The organism is Streptomyces sp. STAM6 (assembly GCF_054963715.1).
The window spans coordinates 330,262-348,370 of the sequence record NZ_JBUEFZ010000002.1 but is presented as its reverse complement, the minus strand read 5'-3'; the positions used below and the strand labels follow the sequence as shown (position 1 = coordinate 348,370).

Annotated in this window: 12 protein-coding genes; 4 read left to right on the top strand and 8 right to left on the bottom strand. The window is 72.4% G+C overall.

All coding sequences use genetic code 11. The features are described from left to right. Positions 1-225: 225 nt before the first annotated feature. From ACY34K_RS04075 to ACY34K_RS04055, 5 genes are all read right to left on the bottom strand, one after another. The gene (locus ACY34K_RS04075; RefSeq protein ID WP_462743655.1) at positions 226-723 is read right to left on the bottom strand and encodes a Pycsar system effector family protein; all 498 of its coding nucleotides are present in this window, start codon (positions 721-723) and stop codon (positions 226-228) included. Beyond that, positions 720-2,345, bottom strand: coding sequence for a hypothetical protein (locus ACY34K_RS04070; protein WP_462743652.1), 1,626 nt, complete (start codon positions 2,343-2,345; stop codon positions 720-722). The genes ACY34K_RS04075 and ACY34K_RS04070 overlap by 4 nt, the downstream gene beginning before the upstream one ends. Before the next feature lie 41 nt (positions 2,346-2,386). Beyond that, complete coding sequence (locus tag ACY34K_RS04065; RefSeq protein ID WP_462743649.1) at positions 2,387-4,567, bottom strand: hypothetical protein; 2,181 nt, start codon at positions 4,565-4,567, stop codon at positions 2,387-2,389. Continuing rightward, the gene (locus tag ACY34K_RS04060) at positions 4,564-5,367 is read right to left on the bottom strand and encodes a hypothetical protein (RefSeq protein ID WP_462743646.1); all 804 of its coding nucleotides are present in this window, start codon (positions 5,365-5,367) and stop codon (positions 4,564-4,566) included. The genes ACY34K_RS04065 and ACY34K_RS04060 overlap by 4 nt, the downstream gene beginning before the upstream one ends. Before the next feature lie 120 nt (positions 5,368-5,487). Further along, the gene (locus ACY34K_RS04055; RefSeq protein WP_462744020.1) at positions 5,488-6,171 is read right to left on the bottom strand and encodes a Crp/Fnr family transcriptional regulator; all 684 of its coding nucleotides are present in this window, start codon (positions 6,169-6,171) and stop codon (positions 5,488-5,490) included. Between the two features lie 465 nt (positions 6,172-6,636). On the opposite strand from ACY34K_RS04055, the gene rpsL reads away from it, so the two are divergent. The 4 genes from rpsL to tuf all read left to right on the top strand — a co-directional run bounded on the left by rpsL (position 6,637) and on the right by tuf (position 10,989). Further along, positions 6,637-7,008: a 30S ribosomal protein S12 gene (gene rpsL, locus ACY34K_RS04050; RefSeq protein WP_003948652.1), complete on the top strand. Its 372-nt coding sequence runs from the start codon at positions 6,637-6,639 to the stop codon at positions 7,006-7,008. A gap of 2 nt (positions 7,009-7,010) precedes the next feature. Next, positions 7,011-7,481: a 30S ribosomal protein S7 gene (gene rpsG, locus ACY34K_RS04045; RefSeq protein WP_031076642.1), complete on the top strand. Its 471-nt coding sequence runs from the start codon at positions 7,011-7,013 to the stop codon at positions 7,479-7,481. A 38-nt stretch (positions 7,482-7,519) separates the two neighbouring features. Further along, positions 7,520-9,646: an elongation factor G gene (fusA, locus tag ACY34K_RS04040; protein WP_462743642.1), complete on the top strand. Its 2,127-nt coding sequence runs from the start codon at positions 7,520-7,522 to the stop codon at positions 9,644-9,646. Positions 9,647-9,795: 149 nt separating this feature from the next. Further along, positions 9,796-10,989, top strand: coding sequence for an elongation factor Tu (tuf, locus tag ACY34K_RS04035; protein WP_462743639.1), 1,194 nt, complete (start codon positions 9,796-9,798; stop codon positions 10,987-10,989). Between the two features lie 187 nt (positions 10,990-11,176). Here the strand turns inward: tuf and ACY34K_RS04030 are convergent, their stop codons facing one another. From ACY34K_RS04030 to ACY34K_RS04020, 3 genes are all read right to left on the bottom strand, one after another. Beyond that, on the bottom strand, positions 11,177-13,279 hold the full coding sequence (locus ACY34K_RS04030; protein WP_462743636.1) for a PIG-L family deacetylase: 2,103 nt from the start codon (positions 13,277-13,279) through the stop codon (positions 11,177-11,179). A gap of 228 nt (positions 13,280-13,507) precedes the next feature. Further along, positions 13,508-16,330 carry a poly(A) polymerase gene (locus tag ACY34K_RS04025; protein WP_462743632.1) on the bottom strand — a complete coding sequence of 941 codons (2,823 nt, stop codon included), beginning with the start codon at positions 16,328-16,330 and terminating at the stop codon, positions 13,508-13,510. Next, complete coding sequence (locus ACY34K_RS04020) at positions 16,331-17,998, bottom strand: RNA ligase family protein (protein ID WP_462743629.1); 1,668 nt, start codon at positions 17,996-17,998, stop codon at positions 16,331-16,333. It lies immediately after the preceding gene. Positions 17,999-18,109 lie beyond the last annotated feature (111 nt).

The window sequence follows — 18,109 nt, the reverse complement described above, 5'->3', positions numbered from 1 at the left end:
GTGCCGGGTACTGCGGTGCCGCGGCCGGAGGGCCGGCCGGGTGATCGGGTGCCGCGACCGGTTGGCTGGCCGCCGGGTACTGCGGGGGGTGCGAGTGGGCGGGCGGGGTCGCCGCTGAGTGGGGGAGGGCCTCCGGCTCGGGGTACGGGGGCGGATAGCCCGGGTACTGAGGTTCCTGGGGCTGCGACATGGTGGTCCTTCGAGATCCTTCGCGGTGTGGGGACGTCAGCTGACGAGCAGGGACGTGGGTAGCAGGACCGCACCCGCCGAGAAGGCGAGCACGCCGGTCCGTATCCACTGGTGCTTGCGAGCGGCGATGCGGCTGTTCTCCGCCAGTGCCGCGGTGAGCGCGGCGGCGCCGGCGCGCTCCGTTTCGGCGAGTGCCTCCGCCAGCAGGCCACGTCGTACGGCCTCCTGGATGTCGCCGAAGTACGAGAGGGGCTGCCCCGGCTCCCACCCGGGGCCGCCGTAGCGCGGGACGATGGCCATGAGCAGGGCCAGCAGGGCCGCGGCGAGCGCGAGCACGCCCGTCCACCAGGCGGCCGCGCCGGGCCAGGAGAGCGCGCTCGGGTTCCAGCCCTTGCCGGCCAGCAGGCCGCTGACCACTCCGGCGGTCATGCCCAGGGCTGCGACCAGGACGGAGGCCTTGTGGTCCGCCCGGGCGATCTCCGAGCGCAGGTCGAGGAGGAGCCGGGCGGCGGCGTCGGGAGCGGCGTCCGTCATGAGGTACCGGCCTGCTGAGCGGGGTCTTCGCCCGCTGTTCCCTCCCCGGCGGGCGGTGTGGCCGTTGCGCCGGTCGGCACTGCCTGCGGCCGGACGGGCGGCGGCATGACCGGCGCACTGCCGTACCCCGGCGGTGGCTGCCAGCCCTGGAAGGTGGCCCCCGCCTGCGGAGGGGCGGGCTGGGCAGGGGGAGGCGGCGCGGACGGGTTCACCGGGACCGACGGGACCGACGGGGCGTACGGGGCAGACAGGAACGGTGGAGCAGTCGGGGGCGGCGGAGCCATCGGAGCTGTCGGAGTTGCCGAGGCCAGTGGGACCTGCGGTGCGGCCGGGACCTGCGGTGCGGCCGGGACCTGCGGGGCGGACGGGGCCGGCGGGGCGGGGTGCTCGGGCCGGGGCGGCTCCGGTGCCCCCGCTCGCGGGTCGCCGGGCGGGTCGGGGAACGGATCGCCCTGCCGTGCTCCGGCCTGTACGCCGGGCGTGTGGGCAGGGAACGGCGGGACCGGCTGTGCGGGCTCTGCGGGGAGCTGAGGCGTGGCGTCCTGGGCCACCCCTGGAAGACGCTGGTTCAGGATGTCACTCACGGCCCGGAGCGCCAGCTGCTTGGGGCCCTCCAGTTCGTAGTTCTCCGCTCCGTTGCTGCCCAGCAACTGCCCCACGAGATCCATCTGCGCCTGGATCAGGCGGAGCTGGTCCTCGCGCATGCTCTCCATGACCAGCCGGGAGTCCTCGGGGTGCTGCGCCAGGTGCAGGGCCCACGCATGGACCCCGCCCTGCTGGAGGTGCCACTGGTAGAACGCGATCTTCTGCGCCTCGATCCGCTGCATCTCCACCGCCTGCCGGCCCTCCAGCACCGCCCGCTCGTGCTGCCACGCCTGCTGCTGCAGCGCCAGCTCCTGCTGCTGTCGCCCGTACTCCATGGCGCGGCCCGCTTGGAGGGCGTCCTGCTGTCTGCTGCGCCGGTCGAGTGCGACGTCGTACTCCATGCCGCGCCGCTCGGTGTGGACCTGTTCCGCGGCGGCGTGGTCGATGGCCTGGAGCCGCAACTGGTGCTCGATGTTCTGCTGGTCGCGGCGCAGCCGGACCGTCCAGGACACCGTCAGCCCCGCCGAGCCGCCCAGGGAGCCCTGTGCGTTCACCGCGTTCAGCAACTCTCGTTCCGCCGCCGCGCTCTCGGCGATCGGGAAGCGGCGAGCGACCGGCCGGGCGGCCTGCTCCAACTCCCCGAGGAGGAGCCGCGGTACGTCCCGGTGGCCGCTCTCCACGAACTTCGCCGGGTCGGCCACCTGCCAGGACAGCTCGGCCACGACCCCGAACTCGAACGCGTCGTTGTCGCTGGGCAGATGGATCTCCGCCCGCACCGGGTGGACGCCCATGTCCACCTCGTACACCGCGGTGTAGCGCTTGGCCGCGGCCTCCGAGCGCGAGGGCCGCAGCGGTGGCAGGAAGGCGTCGTACGAGCCCTTGGGCGTGGCGAAGACCAGGGCGTGGTCGATGCGGGTCGGCGACTTCCGGGCGAAGTCGAACCGCGAGAGCTGCCGCACGGTGAGGACCGGATCGATCAACCGGGTGTGCCGGTCGGCCTGTTGCGCCCAGTCGTACGGGTGGCGGAAGTCGGCCATGGGGTTGGTTCTCCTTGCGTGGTCAGGACGGAGCGGCGGGATCAGCGGGGCGGCCGCGGGAGCACGGTGAGCAGACGGCTCGCGGCGGGCGGCGGTGGAGCGCCGTCCTCGCCGGGCATGGTCCGCAACAGGTGGTCCAGGCGCTGGTGTTCGGACCGGGTCGTCACCAGCGGGGGCAGCAGCGCCGCCAGTTCCCACTCGACGCTCCGGTCCCGGTCGGCCGCGAGGACCCAGTGGCGCAGGACGTCGAGCGCTGCCCCGGTGTGGCCGCGGTCGCCGAGGGCGGTGCGCCAGAGGGTGGCCAGGTGGAGTGCCGCCGGGTCGTTCTCGGTGGCGGCCCGGGCGTACCGGCGCAGGATCAGCGGACGGCCGTACCGCTCGTCGTTCTCGCTGCGCCGGCAGGCGCTGACGAAGCCGCTCACGGCCAGCTCCAGCACGGGCCGGTCGTCGTGCATCGTTCTGATCAGCTCCGCCAGGACCTCGTCGCCGGCCGGGGAGAGCAGCAGCAGCTCCACCGACTCGGTGAGCTCGGCCCTCAAGCGCTCCTGGGGCTCGTCCCGGGCCGCCTGGTGACGGGCCGCGGCCCGGAGCGCGGCCAGGGTCTCCACGGGCCGCTCCGGGCCGATGAGGCCGTGCGTGCGGATGGCCACCCAGCACAGGCGCGGGTTCTCGCTCTCGCACCAGGCGTCGAGGATGCGGGGCACGTTCGGCGTGCCGACGAGGTGGGCGAGGGTGAGGGCGTTGACCGCGACGAGGCGGTGCCGGAAGCCCTTGGAGGTCGCCCACGGTTCGATGACCAGGGCCATGGCGGACGGCAGGTCCGTGTACGCGAGGACGGCGGCGGTCGCCGCGGCGCGCGTCCGCACCAGGGGGCGGCCGTCGCCCGCGAGCCGCTGCAACCAGGCGATCAGGGCGGGGCGGGCGGACGGGTGGCCCGTCCACACCTCGCGGATCAGCACCTGCGCGGCGCGGTCGTCCTCGTAGCGAGCCTTCAGCTGCTCGACCGGCCCCCACTCGGTCTGCTCCTCCTCCGGGTACCGGATCGCCCGGGCGAGCTGGAGGCGCTTGCCGATGTGGGTGCCGAAGACGGGGACCTTTGCCGGCTGGGAGGGGTTCTCGGTCTTCTGCAGGAAGGCGTACAGCAGGTCGCTCAGCTCGGCCGTCAGTGCGTAGGGCCCGCCGTCGAAGGCGGCCAGCGCGACGAGGAAGGCCTTGTCCCGCAGGTGCAGGGACGCCTCGTCCTCCTCGAACCACTCCTGGACCTGGCTCTCCAGCGAGGCCTGGGAGAACTGCTCCACCTGCCGCCACTCGGCCTGCCCGGCCGCGTACCGCGCGAGCACCGGGGCGAAGGCGGCCGCCTCGCGCAGCTGGTGACTGCGGCCGAGGAACCCGGTGACCGGCGGCAGGGCCATGAGCTCGCGCAACGCCTCCTCGTCGGCCGTCTCCGCACGCAGATGCGCTTCGAGGACGGCGGCGGTGCCGGGCGGCCGCCAGACGGCCGGGGTGACGTCCTCCAGCGCCGCCATGGGACCGACGGTGATCACCAGATACGCGTCCTTCTCGGCGAGCCGGTCCCGCGCCGCCAGCAGGTGCGCCTCACGCAGGGGCCGGTCGCGGCGGGTGAGCGGATCGCACAGGACGTGGCCGCCCTCGCCCACGCACCCGGCGAGGTCACCGGGGGCGGTCTCCCGGTCCAGCGCGCGCACGGGCGCGGCGCCCAGGCGGTGCAGGAGCATCAGGGCGGCGGTGCGGCGGCCGGAGAACTGCGCGCCCGAGAGCACCAGGACCCGTTCGGCGCGCAGCCGCTCGACCAGTGAGCCGAAGGTGTCCTCTTCGGTGACGAAACGGGAGGCCAGCCGGGCGAGCATCGCCTCCGGGATCTCGCCGGAGGAGTGGGCCGCCGGCCCGCCGCCGAACTGATACACGATCTCGGTCCTGCTGCCCAGATGGACGTTGCCGGTGAAGTGGCCGCCGCTGATGCCGTGGTGGTCGGCGCCGACGACACCTCCGCCGATCATGGTCCGCGGACTGTGGTTGATCAGGTCCCGCCGGGCCGACCAGGCGTCCTGCCGACGGTCGGCGGGCTCCTCCTGGGCGGCTTCCGCGGCACCGCCGGGCTGCTGCGCCTCGCCCGCGCCGCCGTCCGCCTTCTCCGGTTCGGCGGGTCCGGCCGGAACGGCCGGCCCGCCGGGCCCGGCCGTTCCGGGCTGCTCGGCGCTCACGTGTCACCGCCGATGCACACGTCGCCGTTGAAGGTGCCGCCGCTGATGCCGTGGTGGCTGCCGCCGACGAAGCCGCCGTCGACGCGGACGTCCGCGCCACGGAAGTCGAAGGCGGCCCCCGGCGCCGGGCGGTCCCCGAGTGTCCCCGGCGCCGGGCGGTCCCCCGGTGTGCCCGGCGCCGGGGCACCCCCCTCCCCCTCATCACTGTGGTCCTCGGGCACCCGCCCGCCGGGCACGGGGCCGTGCAGCCATGCCCGCAACGGGCCGTTCTTGCTGCTCACCGTGATGGCGTGGAAGTCCTCGGGCGGGATGCCCGCGTGGCCGTGCCGCACGATCCCGGTGTGCACGGCGTCCGAGACGCACAGCGCGAAGTCGTCCTTCCGTTCCCGCAGTGCCGCGCGCAGCAGGTCGGCGTCCAGGAGGCGGCAGGCGTGGTTCAGGTCGGATCCGACCCAGCCGTCGAGCCCGTCCACCGCCACGTATCCCGTGGCGAGGACCGCGCGCAGCCGGATCTGGGCGGAGCTGGAGGCCATCCGGTTGACCGCGCGCAACTGGGCGGGCACCTCGGTGAGCAGGGCGCGCAGCAGCGCCGTCACCGAGGCGTTGGCGTCGATCAGCTCCATGACGGAGTCACCGCGGTCGGCGCGCGACCGGAGGGTCTCGTCGATGCCCGCGCGCTCCAGCGCGTTGTCGGAGATGCCGTACAGCATCCGGCGCAAGTACGCCTGCTCGACATCGTCGCGGTCGCTGTACTTCTCGATGTCGAGCAGGAGGATCGTCCGGCTCACGGGGTCGGTCATGGTCGCCTTTCCGGTGGGAGGGAGCAGCAGCAGCCTGGCGACCGAGGGGCTGCTGTGGTGAGGAACGATGACCCACTCGAAGTGTGACCGTGTGCACAGAAGGGCGTACGGGGCCGTTGTTCAGCCGTCGAGACGCTCGGAGCGGGCGATCCGCCGCAGCACGTCCGGGCGTGTGATGAGCAGCGTGCGACGCCCGGTGGAGACCGCCTGGCGGGTCCGGAGCTCCTTCAGCAGCCGCTGCACCATCTCCCGGGAGGCGCCCACCGACCCGGCGAGCTCCTGCTTGCTCAGCGGTACGGCGATCTCGATGCCCTCCTCCGTGCGGCGGCCGTGCATCCGGGCCAGCTCCAGCAGCAGCGCCGCGAATCTCTCCCGCACGCTCATGGACGCGAACTGCAGCCGGCGCCGGTCGGCGGCACGGGTGCGGTCGGAGGTGAGCCCCAGCAGGGCGAAGGAGACGGCGGGGGAGCGGCCGAGGAAGTCCTTGAACCGCTCGTGCTCCACCGCCACCGCCCGTACGGGCTCCAGCGCCGTCACGGTCGCCGAGCGGGGCCGGCCGGTCAGCGCGGCGGACTCGCCGACGATGTCGCCGGGGCCGCGCAGGGCGAGGAGCGCCTCGTACCCGTTGGCGGCGGCCGCCGTGACCTTGGTCCAGCCGTGGACGAGGAAGAGGACGTGCGACGACGGCTCGTCCTGGTGGAGCAGGACCATGCGCGGCGTGAATCCCAGCTCACGGCCGAGCGCGAGCAGCGCCTGCCGGTCGGGCTTCTCCAGGCGCGCGAGGAAGGGCACACGGTCGTCCAGGCCTCCGGCCCCGCCGGCAGGGCCGCCGCCGGGGCGGCCGTCGGCACCGCCGCCCGCGCCACCCGTCCAGCCTCCCGCACCGGATAACCTCGCCACCGTCATGGATGATCCCCCGAATCGTCGAGCGGACCGATCAACGTACTGAAGGCGCGGTCCGGTGCGGGCTCGAATGAGCAGATCCGGCCACCGGCGGTCGTATGCGGGGGGACGGTATCCGGCGTGTCGCTGCCGTCCGCATTTGTTTTGACCGGAGTCCATGCGATAGGTACGCTCAGACCTTGTGCCTGGGGTGTGCCTGGGCTCCTGTGCGTGTCTTCAACCGCACGGCGAGTCGGTCACGGCCACCGTAATCTGCGCCCTTTTCCGCCTTCGGCGGAAGTCCGCAGCATTCGACACACCCGACCGCGTGGGTCGGCGACGTTCCAGGTTAGCTTTACTACACGGCACACAGAAACCGGAGAAGTAGTGCCTACGATCCAGCAGCTGGTCCGTAAGGGCCGGCAGGACAAGGTCGAGAAGAACAAGACGCCCGCACTCGAGGGTTCCCCTCAGCGTCGCGGCGTCTGCACGCGTGTGTTCACGACCACCCCGAAGAAGCCGAACTCGGCCCTCCGCAAGGTCGCGCGTGTGCGTCTGACCTCCGGTATCGAGGTCACGGCCTACATTCCGGGTGAGGGACACAACCTGCAGGAGCACTCCATCGTGCTCGTGCGTGGTGGCCGTGTGAAGGACCTGCCGGGTGTTCGTTACAAGATCATCCGCGGCTCGCTCGACACCCAGGGTGTCAAGAACCGCAAGCAGGCCCGCAGCCGCTACGGCGCCAAGAAGGAGAAGTAAGAATGCCTCGTAAGGGCCCCGCCCCGAAGCGCCCGGTCATCATCGACCCGGTCTACGGTTCTCCTCTGGTGACCTCGCTCATCAACAAGATCCTGCTGAACGGCAAGCGTTCCACCGCCGAGCGGATCGTCTACGGCGCCATGGAAGGCCTCCGCGAGAAGACCGGCAACGACCCGGTCATCACGCTGAAGCGCGCCCTCGAGAACGTCAAGCCGTCTCTCGAGGTCAAGTCCCGCCGTGTCGGTGGCGCCACCTACCAGGTGCCGATCGAGGTCAAGCCCGGTCGCGCCTCCACGCTCGCGCTGCGCTGGCTCGTGGGTTACTCCCGCGCCCGTCGCGAGAAGACCATGACCGAGCGCCTCATGAACGAGCTCCTCGACGCCTCCAACGGCCTCGGTGCTTCGGTCAAGAAGCGTGAGGACACGCACAAGATGGCCGAGTCCAACAAGGCCTTCGCGCACTACCGCTGGTAGTCGCACCCACATCGAGACCGAGAGAAGACTGAAGCCTTATGGCTACCACTTCGCTTGACCTGGCCAAGGTCCGCAACATCGGGATCATGGCCCACATCGACGCGGGCAAGACGACCACCACCGAGCGGATCCTGTTCTACACCGGCGTTTCGTACAAGATCGGTGAAGTCCACGACGGCGCTGCCACCATGGACTGGATGGAGCAGGAGCAGGAGCGCGGCATCACGATCACGTCTGCCGCGACGACCTGCCACTGGCCGCTGGAAGACGTTGACCACACCATCAACATCATCGACACCCCGGGCCACGTCGACTTCACCGTCGAGGTGGAGCGTTCGCTCCGCGTGCTCGACGGTGCCGTGACGGTGTTCGACGGCGTCGCCGGCGTTGAGCCGCAGTCCGAGACCGTGTGGCGTCAGGCGGACCGCTACGGCGTTCCGCGTATCTGCTTCGTCAACAAGCTCGACCGCACCGGCGCCGAGTTCCACCGCTGCGTCGACATGATCAGCGACCGCCTGGGCGCGACGCCGATCGTCATGCAGCTGCCGATCGGTGCCGAGGCCGACTTCAAGGGCGTCATCGACCTCGTTCGCATGAAGGCCCTGGTCTGGTCCGCCGAAGCCGCCAAGGGCGAGATGTACGACGTCGTCGACATCCCGGCCACGCACACCGAGGCCGCCGACGAGTGGCGCGGCAAGCTGCTCGAGACGGTCGCCGAGAACGACGAAGAGATCATGGAGCTGTACCTGGAGGGCCAGGAGCCTTCCGAGGAGCAGCTGTACGCGGCCATCCGCCGCATCACGATCGCTTCCGGCAAGTCGAAGGACACCACGGTCACCCCGGTGTTCTGCGGTACCGCGTTCAAGAACAAGGGTGTCCAGCCCCTGCTCGACGCGGTCGTGCGCTACCTGCCGTCGCCCGTCGACATCGAGGCCATCGAGGGCCACGACGTCAAGGACGCGGAGACGGTCGTCAAGCGCAAGCCGTCCGACGACGAGCCGCTGTCGGCGCTGGCGTTCAAGATCATGAGCGACCCGCACCTCGGCAAGCTCACCTTCGTCCGGATCTACTCCGGTCGCCTGGAGTCCGGCACCTCGGTGCTGAACTCGGTCAAGGGCAAGAAGGAGCGCATCGGCAAGATCTACCGCATGCACGCGAACAAGCGTGAGGAGATCGACTCGGTGGGCGCCGGCGACATCATCGCCGTCATGGGTCTGAAGCAGACCACGACCGGTGAGACGCTCTGCGACGAGAAGTCCCCGGTCATCCTGGAGTCCATGGACTTCCCGGCCCCGGTCATCGAGGTCGCGATCGAGCCCAAGTCCAAGGGTGACCAGGAGAAGCTGGGTGTCGCCATCCAGCGTCTCGCGGAGGAGGACCCCTCCTTCCAGGTGCACACCAACGAGGAGACCGGCCAGACCGTCATCGGCGGTATGGGCGAGCTGCACCTCGAGGTGCTCGTCGACCGCATGAAGCGCGAGTTCAAGGTCGAGGCCAACGTCGGCAAGCCGCAGGTCGCGTACCGCGAGACGATCCGCAAGGCCGTCGAGCGCGTGGACTACACCCACAAGAAGCAGACCGGTGGTACCGGTCAGTTCGCCAAGGTGCAGATCGCGATCGAGCCGATCGAGGGCGGCGACGCCTCGTACGAGTTCGTCAACAAGGTCACCGGTGGCCGCATCCCCAAGGAGTACATCCCCTCGGTGGACGCGGGTGCGCAGGAGGCCATGCAGTTCGGCATCCTGGCCGGCTACGAGATGACGGGCGTCCGCGTCACGCTTCTCGACGGTGCCTACCACGAGGTCGACTCCTCCGAGCTCGCGTTCAAGATCGCCGGTTCGCAGGCCTTCAAGGAGGCCGCGCGCAAGGCGTCCCCCGTGCTCCTTGAGCCGATGATGGCCGTCGAGGTCACCACGCCCGAGGACTACATGGGCGAGGTCATCGGTGACATCAACTCCCGCCGTGGCCAGATCCAGGCCATGGAGGAGCGGGCGGGTGCCCGGGTCGTCAAGGGCCTGGTGCCGCTCTCGGAGATGTTCGGCTACGTCGGCGACCTCCGCAGCAAGACCTCGGGTCGCGCAAGCTACTCGATGCAGTTCGACTCCTACGCCGAGGTTCCGCGGAACGTCGCCGAGGAGATCATCGCGAAGGCCAAGGGCGAGTAACTCTCCCGAGTTCACGCTTTAGGCTTGACACCATCCGCCGGAGCTCGGCTCCCGAACCCGAGGGCAGTGCCCCGGCGGATGGCACCCCAGCAAAGATCACCTGGCGCCGATGAGTAAGGCGTACAGAACCACTCCACAGGAGGACCCCAGTGGCGAAGGCGAAGTTCGAGCGGACTAAGCCGCACGTCAACATCGGCACCATCGGTCACATTGACCACGGTAAGACGACCCTCACGGCCGCCATTACCAAGGTGCTGCACGACGCGTACCCGGACCTGAACGAGGCCTCGGCCTTCGACCAGATCGACAAGGCTCCTGAGGAGCGCCAGCGCGGTATCACCATCTCCATCGCGCACGTCGAGTACCAGACCGAGTCGCGTCACTACGCCCACGTCGACTGCCCCGGTCACGCGGACTACATCAAGAACATGATCACCGGTGCCGCGCAGATGGACGGCGCCATCCTCGTGGTCGCCGCCACCGACGGCCCGATGCCGCAGACCAAGGAGCACGTGCTCCTGGCCCGCCAGGTCGGCGTTCCGTACATCGTCGTCGCCCTGAACAAGGCCGACATGGTGGACGACGAGGAGATCCTGGAGCTCGTCGAGCTCGAGGTGCGTGAGCTCCTCTCCGAGTACGAGTTCCCGGGCGACGACGTTCCGGTCGTCAAGGTCTCGGCGCTCAAGGCGCTCGAGGGCGACAAGGAGTGGGGCCAGTCGGTCCTGAACCTGATGGCCGCCGTCGACGAGGCGATCCCGCAGCCCGAGCGTGACGTCGACAAGCCGTTCCTGATGCCGATCGAGGACGTCTTCACGATCACCGGTCGTGGCACCGTCGTCACCGGTCGTATCGAGCGTGGTGTCCTCAAGGTCAACGAGACCGTCGACATCGTCGGTATCAAGGAAGAGAAGACCACCACCACGGTCACCGGCATCGAGATGTTCCGCAAGCTGCTCGACGAGGGCCAGGCCGGTGAGAACGTCGGTCTGCTCCTCCGTGGCATCAAGCGCGAGGACGTCGAGCGCGGCCAGGTCATCATCAAGCCCGGTTCGGTCACGCCGCACACCGAGTTCGAGGCCCAGGCCTACATCCTGTCGAAGGACGAGGGTGGTCGTCACACCCCGTTCTTCAACAACTACCGCCCGCAGTTCTACTTCCGTACCACGGACGTGACCGGCGTTGTGACCCTCCCCGAGGGCACCGAGATGGTCATGCCGGGCGACAACACCACCATGACGGTCTCGCTGATTCAGCCGGTCGCCATGGAGGAGGGCCTCAAGTTCGCCATCCGTGAGGGTGGCCGGACCGTCGGCGCCGGCCAGGTCACCAAGATCAACAAGTAATCTTGTTGGTTTGACCTGGTAGCTCGCAGAGCTGCAAAAGGGCCCCGCATCCTCGTACGAGGATGCGGGGCCTTTGCGTTGTCCGTGGCGCGTCGGTGCCTCCGTGGCCCGCCGCGGCGGCCCCGGTGCCGATGCCCGGTGCCGATGCGGCACACCGCCGGACGTGGCCGCCGGGTGGGGCTGGGCCTCAGCCCGCCGTGCGTGGTTCGGGCGCCCACGTCCAGGGGTGGGCGTCGGCGCCGAGGCCGACGGCCAGGGGGCCCGTGGCAGTGAGGTGGAGCGCGGTCGAGGCCAGCGGGGCCGGGCCGTGGGTGCGGGTGGCCCGACGGCCCCCGGCGTGGATCTGGACGCGGCCGTTCAGGTCCTTGCCGAGCAGCACGGGGCCCTTGGGGGTGCCGGCCGCGGCGACGGCGCCGTACCCGTCGAAAGAGGCCTTGGTGGGCGTGCCGCCGTCCAGGCGCACCGTCCTCAGCTCTTTGCCGGCCGGTGCGCGGTAGTGCAGCTCCAGATCGCCGGCCGGGGTGGGGGCGACCGCCACCGGGCCGCCGGTGAGGGGGAGGACCGTGTCGGGGCGGAAGGTCAGCGGCTCGGCGCGGGTGTCCTGGGTCCAGTGGTGGACGCGTTCCCGCCCCGCCGCGAACAGGTGCACGCGGCCCGCCCGGTCGACCGCGGCCGACAGCCCGTCCTGCACCTCGGCGCCGCCCAGGTCCCGCCAGCGGTGCCAGGTGCCGTCGGTGTCGCGGACGCGGGTGCTGACGCCCTTGTCCGCGTTGCGCACGAAGAGGTGGACCCGCCCGTCGGGTGCCGTCACCGCGACCGGGACACCGAGGCGCCGGCGGCGGTCGTCGCCGTGCTCCGGGTTGCCGAGGCCGTTCCAGGCGAGGAACGGGCCGCCCGGCGAGCCCTGCTCCAGGACCACGATCTCGCGGTGGTTGGCGGCGCCGTGTCCGGCCAGCGCCGAGAACCGCAGCCCGAACAGCAGCTGCCTGCCGTCCTTCAGGGTCGCCGCGCCGAGCCCGGGCGCGAGCGGCCCGCCGCCCAGGTCGTCGGGCTCGCCCCATGCGCCGCTGCCCGGCGCGGTCTCGCGCCAGCGCACCGCGCGCAGGCCCAGGACGCCGTAGACGGTGAGCCGTCCGTCCGGTCCGGCCGCGACGACCGGGCCCGGGTCCGGGTAGCGGTGGTGCGTCGCGCGGACCCAGCCCTTCTTGTTGGTGAGCGGGCGGTTGCCGCCGACGTTGTAGTCGCCGCAGCCTCCGCTGTTGCCGCACTGCCAGGACGGGTCGCCGCCGTACGGCACGAGTTGTGCGGCCTTCTCCTTCAGCACCTGCGCGGGCAGGTTCTTCGGCCAGTGGCGGTTGTAGTAGCCGCGGAACGACGTGGTGACGAACCCGGGTATCGCCCCGCCGTCCCTCGACGCGTCGGCCACCCAGCGGACCATCGCGGCCCAGCTGAAACAGGCGACGGCGGTGTGGTCGCCGTGGTCGGAGTAGCCGGGCTGCTCGGAGTCCTTCTTCCGGGTCTTCTCGTCGCTGTGCTGGATGTCCGGATCCGGGTCCAGGGTGTGGATCACGGTCGGCCGGTACTGCTCCATCAGCCCCACGAGGACGTCGACGAGCCGGTCGTAGTCGTACAGCTCCGCCTTGCGGACCGGGGAGTCGTCGGCGACGACGGTACGCAGACCGAGCGCCCGGTCCTTCCACAGGCTGGGGAGGGCGGTCCAGCGCCGCGGGGCGTGCATGGAGAGGTTGAGGAAGATCAGCTCGACCCGGCGGCCGCCGTTCGTGAGCGTGTTGATCTCGGCCCGGCGGTCGCCGCGCAGGCTCAGGACGCCCTTCTGCCAGGGTGTGAACATGTCCAGGCCGAGCATGTCCGCGTACGCCTGGCGCAGGCCCTGGTGTCGGGCGGACGAGTAGGCCGAGGTGTCGGCGGGGACCTCGCCCCGCCCGGGTATGTGGTTCCGTCCGTCGTGCTCGCCGGCCGTGACGTACACGGTGACCAGCGGGACGCCCGCGTCGAGCATCCGCCGGCTGTCCGGGTTCATGAAGTACAGGTCGTCGTCGGGGTGGGCGACTATCTGCATCAGCTGGGCCCGGCGCGAGGTGTGGATCGGGATGCCGGGAGCGGGGTCCGCCACAGGGCCGCCCCGGCGGGGGGCCGGGACCGAGCACCCGGTGAGCGCACCGGCGCCGGTCGGAGCCGCGAGTGAGGCGAGCGCGGCGAGGACTCCGCGCCGCCGCGGCCCCGAGCGCGACGGGCCGGCCGTGCCCCCGCGCGCAGCACTGTTGATCACGTGTCGTGCTCCGTCCGCTTCCCCCGCAGCGGGCGGGCTCAGGCCCCCGTCTGCGTCACGTCTTCTCCCCCCGGGCCGTCGCCCCCGGGCGCGCCCGGCCGGGTCGGGCCGGAATCCGCGCTCGGATAGACGGATCCGCGCCGCCCCGGGTTGCCCGTGGCGCACCCCCTCGTTCCTGCGGCGGCCGGGTTGCCCGGGGCGACGCCCTTCGTTCGTACGGCGGCCGGGTCACCGCAGGGTGGGGACGTCCCCGCCGCCGGCCCGGCCGAGGGCGGCACCGGGCAGGCCCCTGAGCACCGGCGCGACGATCCGGGCGAGGGCCGCCTCGTCGGGCGGCGAGGCGCCGAGCCCGATCGCGTACCGATGGGACGACGCGTCGGCGGCGAACGGGCGCGGCCAGGCGTGGGCGTCTGCGACCCCGGCGTCCTCCAGGGCGGTGAGCAGGGCGCGCATCCGCCCCCTGACCCGGCCGAGGGTCGCCTCGAACTCCTCGCCCGCCACGGGCCGCACGGTCAGGACCGCCCACGCGCCGTGCCGCCGGTGCAGGGGCGGCGGGCAGAGCAGCTCCGGCCAGGGGTCGGCTCCGCTCTCCGCGGCCGACTCCAGCAGCTCCCAGGCCCGGAAGAGCTCCTGGGTGAGCAGGTCCCGGCCGCCGGGGGAGACCTGGTCGGTGCAGGAGCGCACCGGCGCCGAGGGGGTCGTGATCGTGACCGCGGGTCCCGCTGCCGGGGCGGCCTGTGCCGCGCCCGGGACCGCCACCGGTTCGCGCCAGTCCCACGCGGCCCAGGTGGCGAAGAACCGCCGCAGCAGCTCTCGGGGCGGCAGATCGCCGGCCTCACGGACGGTCAGGGCCGCCAGGGCGCACCAGGCCAGACCGGGCAGCCCGCCGAAGGGCGCCGCGTCCAGGCCGCGTGCCTTCGCCCAGGCCTTCACCTCGCGGGCCAGCCGGACGAACGGTTCGCGCAGTTCCCCGACCGCCTCGACCAGCGCGGCCTCGTCGCTCACGGCGCTGAGCGCCACCGCAGCCGCCTCGCCCAGCTCCGCACGGCGGGCGACCGCCTCGGCCGGGGGTACCGGCCCGGTGGCGACGACGACCACGTCGACGTCCAGGTCCGCCACCCGGAGCCGCAGGCCGGGGACCCGCGCGCCGGTCACCTCCCGCACCGCGGACGCCTCCGGGCACGCGGCCACGATCCGGGCCCGCACGTCCGCCGGGTCGGGTTCCCCGGGCAGCGCCGCCACCAGGTCCAGGTCGGCGCCGGGCAGCGCGCAGCCCGTCCGGCGCGAGCCGACGACGTGGACGACTCCGTCGGACAGCGCCCCGGAGATCCGCCGCGCCACATCGAAGGCGTCCACCGTCTCCGGCACGGTCGGCAGGCCCTCGTCCGGCACCCACCGCAGTTCGCCGGTGTCCAGCGCCACCTCCGCCCGCACACGCATCGGCTCGTCGCCACGCCGGGACAGCAGCACCACCTCACCGACGTGGGCCGTCATGCCGTCGAGCAGCTCCTCGCACTGGGCCGCGAGGCGATGCGGATCCCTCGCCCTGCCCAGGGACAGGTGGGGGGTGAAGCCCTTGGCGCGCCCGCCACACAGGGGGAAACGCGCCTCCAGGGCCTGCCGCAGCTCCTGCCACGGCTCCGCGTCGGCCGCCGCCGGGTCGAGCCAGACCGTGGCGTCGTCGCGGTGCCCGAACCAGTGCACTCCTTCCAGCCGGGCGGCGAACGACGGCGTCCCGGCGGCCGCCGCGGAGAGCAGCGGCGCCGCCCGCTCGAAGTCGCACTCCGGTACGAACCCGAACAGCACATTGACGTGCGGCGGCCAGCGGTGGATCTGGCGGTCGTGCTCGCGGCGGATGTGCTGGATCCGGGGCCACAGCCGCTTCGGGGGGATCCAGGCCACCGCCGTACGGGCCGTGGCCGGTACGGCGAGCACGTCGCCCGGCTCGTCCCCGTCGAGGGCCAGGTCGGCCACCACGGCGTAGTGGTCGGAGACGTACAGCCCGTCCACCGGGACGTCCCCGCCCAGGGCGGCCCCGTCCACGCGCAGCGTCTGCGACCGCAGCAGGACCCGGTCGAGCCGGGACGCCCGTCCGGTCAGCGACGACACCGCGGCCAGCGGGTTGACGCCCGGATCGAAGGTGGGTGTCCGGTCGCCGTGGCCGTGCGCGTCGGTCCACGCGTCCCGCATCCCGAGCGTCGTCTCGGGCACGTCCCCGCCGTCGTTGAAGTCGCCCAGCAGGACCACGTCGCCGTCGACACCCGCCAGCCCCTCAGCGATCCGCGTCAGCTCGGCCTCACGACGCGCGGCCCCGCCCTCGGAGTGGTCGCTGCTCAGGTGAGTGGCGGCGACCGTGATCGGGCCGGCGGCCGTGTCCACGACCGCGGCCGTGACGCCTTTGTGGGATCCCAGCTCGTGCGCCGCCGACTCCCGCACGGGCAGCCGGCTGAGGAGCAGCAGCCCGTACTCGCCCACGTCCGGGCCCGCCGGGTCGGTGCCCAGCGTGTAGGCCTCGCGCACCCAGGGCGCGGCCATCAGCATCGCGAGCAGCTCCGGCTCCACCTCCTGGAGGGCGATGACGTCGGCGTCGGCGTCCTCCAGCGCGGCCATCAGCAGCGGTCGCCGCCGCGCGGTGTCGATGCGGTCGCTGTCGTACCGGTCCCACAGGGTGTTCCAGGTGACCACCCGCACTCCCGGGGCGGCCGGTGCGCCGCGGGGCGTCGTGGCGGGCAGCCACGCGTTCGCCGCCGCATCCCAGGCGTGCGGCGTGCGGGCCGCGAAGAACGGCGCGCGCAGCCGCCGCGGGTTCCGGATCCGCCCGGCGTCCGTCACGTCGATGCGGTCCACGCCCGCCGTCCGGTCCCACACCACCTCGCCGTCCGCCTCGAAGAACAGCACCCGGTGCCAGGGGATCTCCCCGGCGGGGTCGAAAGCGGCGAACGGGATGCGCTTGGGCGGGGCGGAGCGCTGGTTGATGCCCATCACGAACCGCGCCGGGTCGAAGCGCGCGTCCCAGCGCACCCGGTGGTAGATCTCCTCACTGGTACGCACCTACGCCTCCTCCTCGACGGTCCCGCCCGCGCCGATGTACCAGGTGCGGTGGGCCTGGCCGGGGTACGGCGGGGCGAACCGGTGCACCTGGGAGGCGAGCACGTCCAGCGGCACGGCGTGCGCCCGCCGGGCGTTGCGACGCGCCAGTTCGTCCTCGTCGACCAGCGCCACCGCGTGGGTGATGAGCGCGTCCCGCCGGTGCGCGACCGCGTGCACCAGGGAACGCTGGTGCGGGGTGAGGGACGTGGCGTCCCACACCACGGTCCCACCTTCCGCCAGGGCGGTGTCGAGCCTGCCGAGCCCCGTGCGCAGGACGTCCGCGTTGGCGCGCTGGTCGGCGCGGTCGCCGCGGGCCTCGCGCAGATCGTCGAGGGACACGTACGCGTCGACGCCGGACAGGTCGCGGCCGAAGGTGCTCTTGCCGCTGCCCGAGGGCCCCACCAGGTGCACCAGCCGGGGGAAGGCTCCGGACCGCCACCGCCAGGTTGCCGCGACGGCCTCGTCGGCGGAAGCGATCCGCCCGAGCGCGTACGCCTCGCGCGCCTCCGCCCGGCAGCGGGCCGCCGCGTCGGCGTCCCCGCCCGCGTCCAGGTCCGCGAACGCCTCGCGCAGCCCGTCCAGGGGCCGGATCTCCTCGGCGTGCAGCGCCGACCATGCCACCTGATCGCGCTCCTCCGCGCCGGGCGCGGTCGTGGCGGCGACGGCGTGCAGAACGTCCGGATCGGCGGCGTACGACATCCGGATCAGCCCGGTCCGGCGTTCCTCGTCGGGGTACGGATGGTGCAGCCTGCCGTGCAGTCCGACGACGTCGGCGACACGCCTGGCCAGGGGCACGCCGAGCGGTGCGGCCAGCCGGGCGGCGAGCGTCCCGCGCCGGTGCCCGTGCAGCAGCGCGGCCAGCACACCGGTGAGCCGCCCGTCCCCGGTCGCCGCGAGCCGTCCGGCCACCTCGGCGGCCGCCGCCCCGTCCCCCTGGTCCAGTCCCACGGCGGCCAGGAGCGCTTCGGCGTCCGGTGCCGCACCGGACCGCACGTCCCACAGGGCGGCGGCCGGCCCCAGGCCGTTGGGCACCACGGCGGCGTGCATCCAGTGCGTATCGGTCTGTACGTGCCCGGGCCGCACCCACTTGGCGACGCGCCGGCCGAACTCCGCGTACCCGAAGGCGTCGGCGGTGCGGACGACGTACCCCTCCCGGCGGTCGGTGTCGAGCCGCAGTCTCCGCAGCGCCCGCTCGTCGAAGACCCCGCGCCACAGCACCGCCGGCACCGGGATGCCGAGCCCCCGCAGGAACGCCACGGTGGCGTCCCAGTCCAGGCAGCGGCCGTCGCGGTCCCACACGGAGTACCCGTAGAAGAAGCCGTCGAGCCGGTCGTACGCGAGGGAGTGCCGCGCGTACATGTTCTCGCCGCACACCCGCCAGCCGGCCGGTATCCCGTGCGCAACCCGCCCTTGCAGCGCCTTCACCCAGGCCCGCGACGGATGGTGCGCGGAATCGACCGACCGGGCGTGCAGCCCGTCGGCGTAGAGGGTGGTGTTCTCCCCGTCCAGCTTCTCCGTGACCACGACCTCACGGCCGACCAGCCCGGACAGGTCCCCGGCCCGCACATCGTCACCACCGGCCCCGGGCGACCAGGGCAGGTGGGGTGTGCGGGGATAGGACGTGCGCATGACGGATCGGCCCCCCCGGTGATGATGATGTGAGGGGCCACTGTAGGAGCCGGACCGTCCGCCGCTCGAACGATTAACGCCGCCGCGCCCCGCCCCGGCGCGAGCCGGATG

Bases quoted from the DNA above. Each gene is read 5' to 3' on its own strand.
- ACY34K_RS04075 (WP_462743655.1), bottom strand. From the start codon at position 723: ATGACGGACGCCGCTCCCGACGCCGCCGCCCGGCTCCTCCTCGACCTG.
- ACY34K_RS04070 (WP_462743652.1), bottom strand. From the start codon at position 2,345: ATGGCCGACTTCCGCCACCCGTACGACTGGGCGCAACAGGCCGACCGG.
- ACY34K_RS04060 (WP_462743646.1), bottom strand. From the start codon at position 5,367: ATGACCGACCCCGTGAGCCGGACGATCCTCCTGCTCGACATCGAGAAG.
- rpsG (WP_031076642.1), top strand. From the start codon at position 7,011: ATGCCTCGTAAGGGCCCCGCCCCGAAGCGCCCGGTCATCATCGACCCG.
- fusA (WP_462743642.1), top strand. From the start codon at position 7,520: ATGGCTACCACTTCGCTTGACCTGGCCAAGGTCCGCAACATCGGGATC.
- ACY34K_RS04020 (WP_462743629.1), bottom strand. From the start codon at position 17,998: ATGCGCACGTCCTATCCCCGCACACCCCACCTGCCCTGGTCGCCCGGG.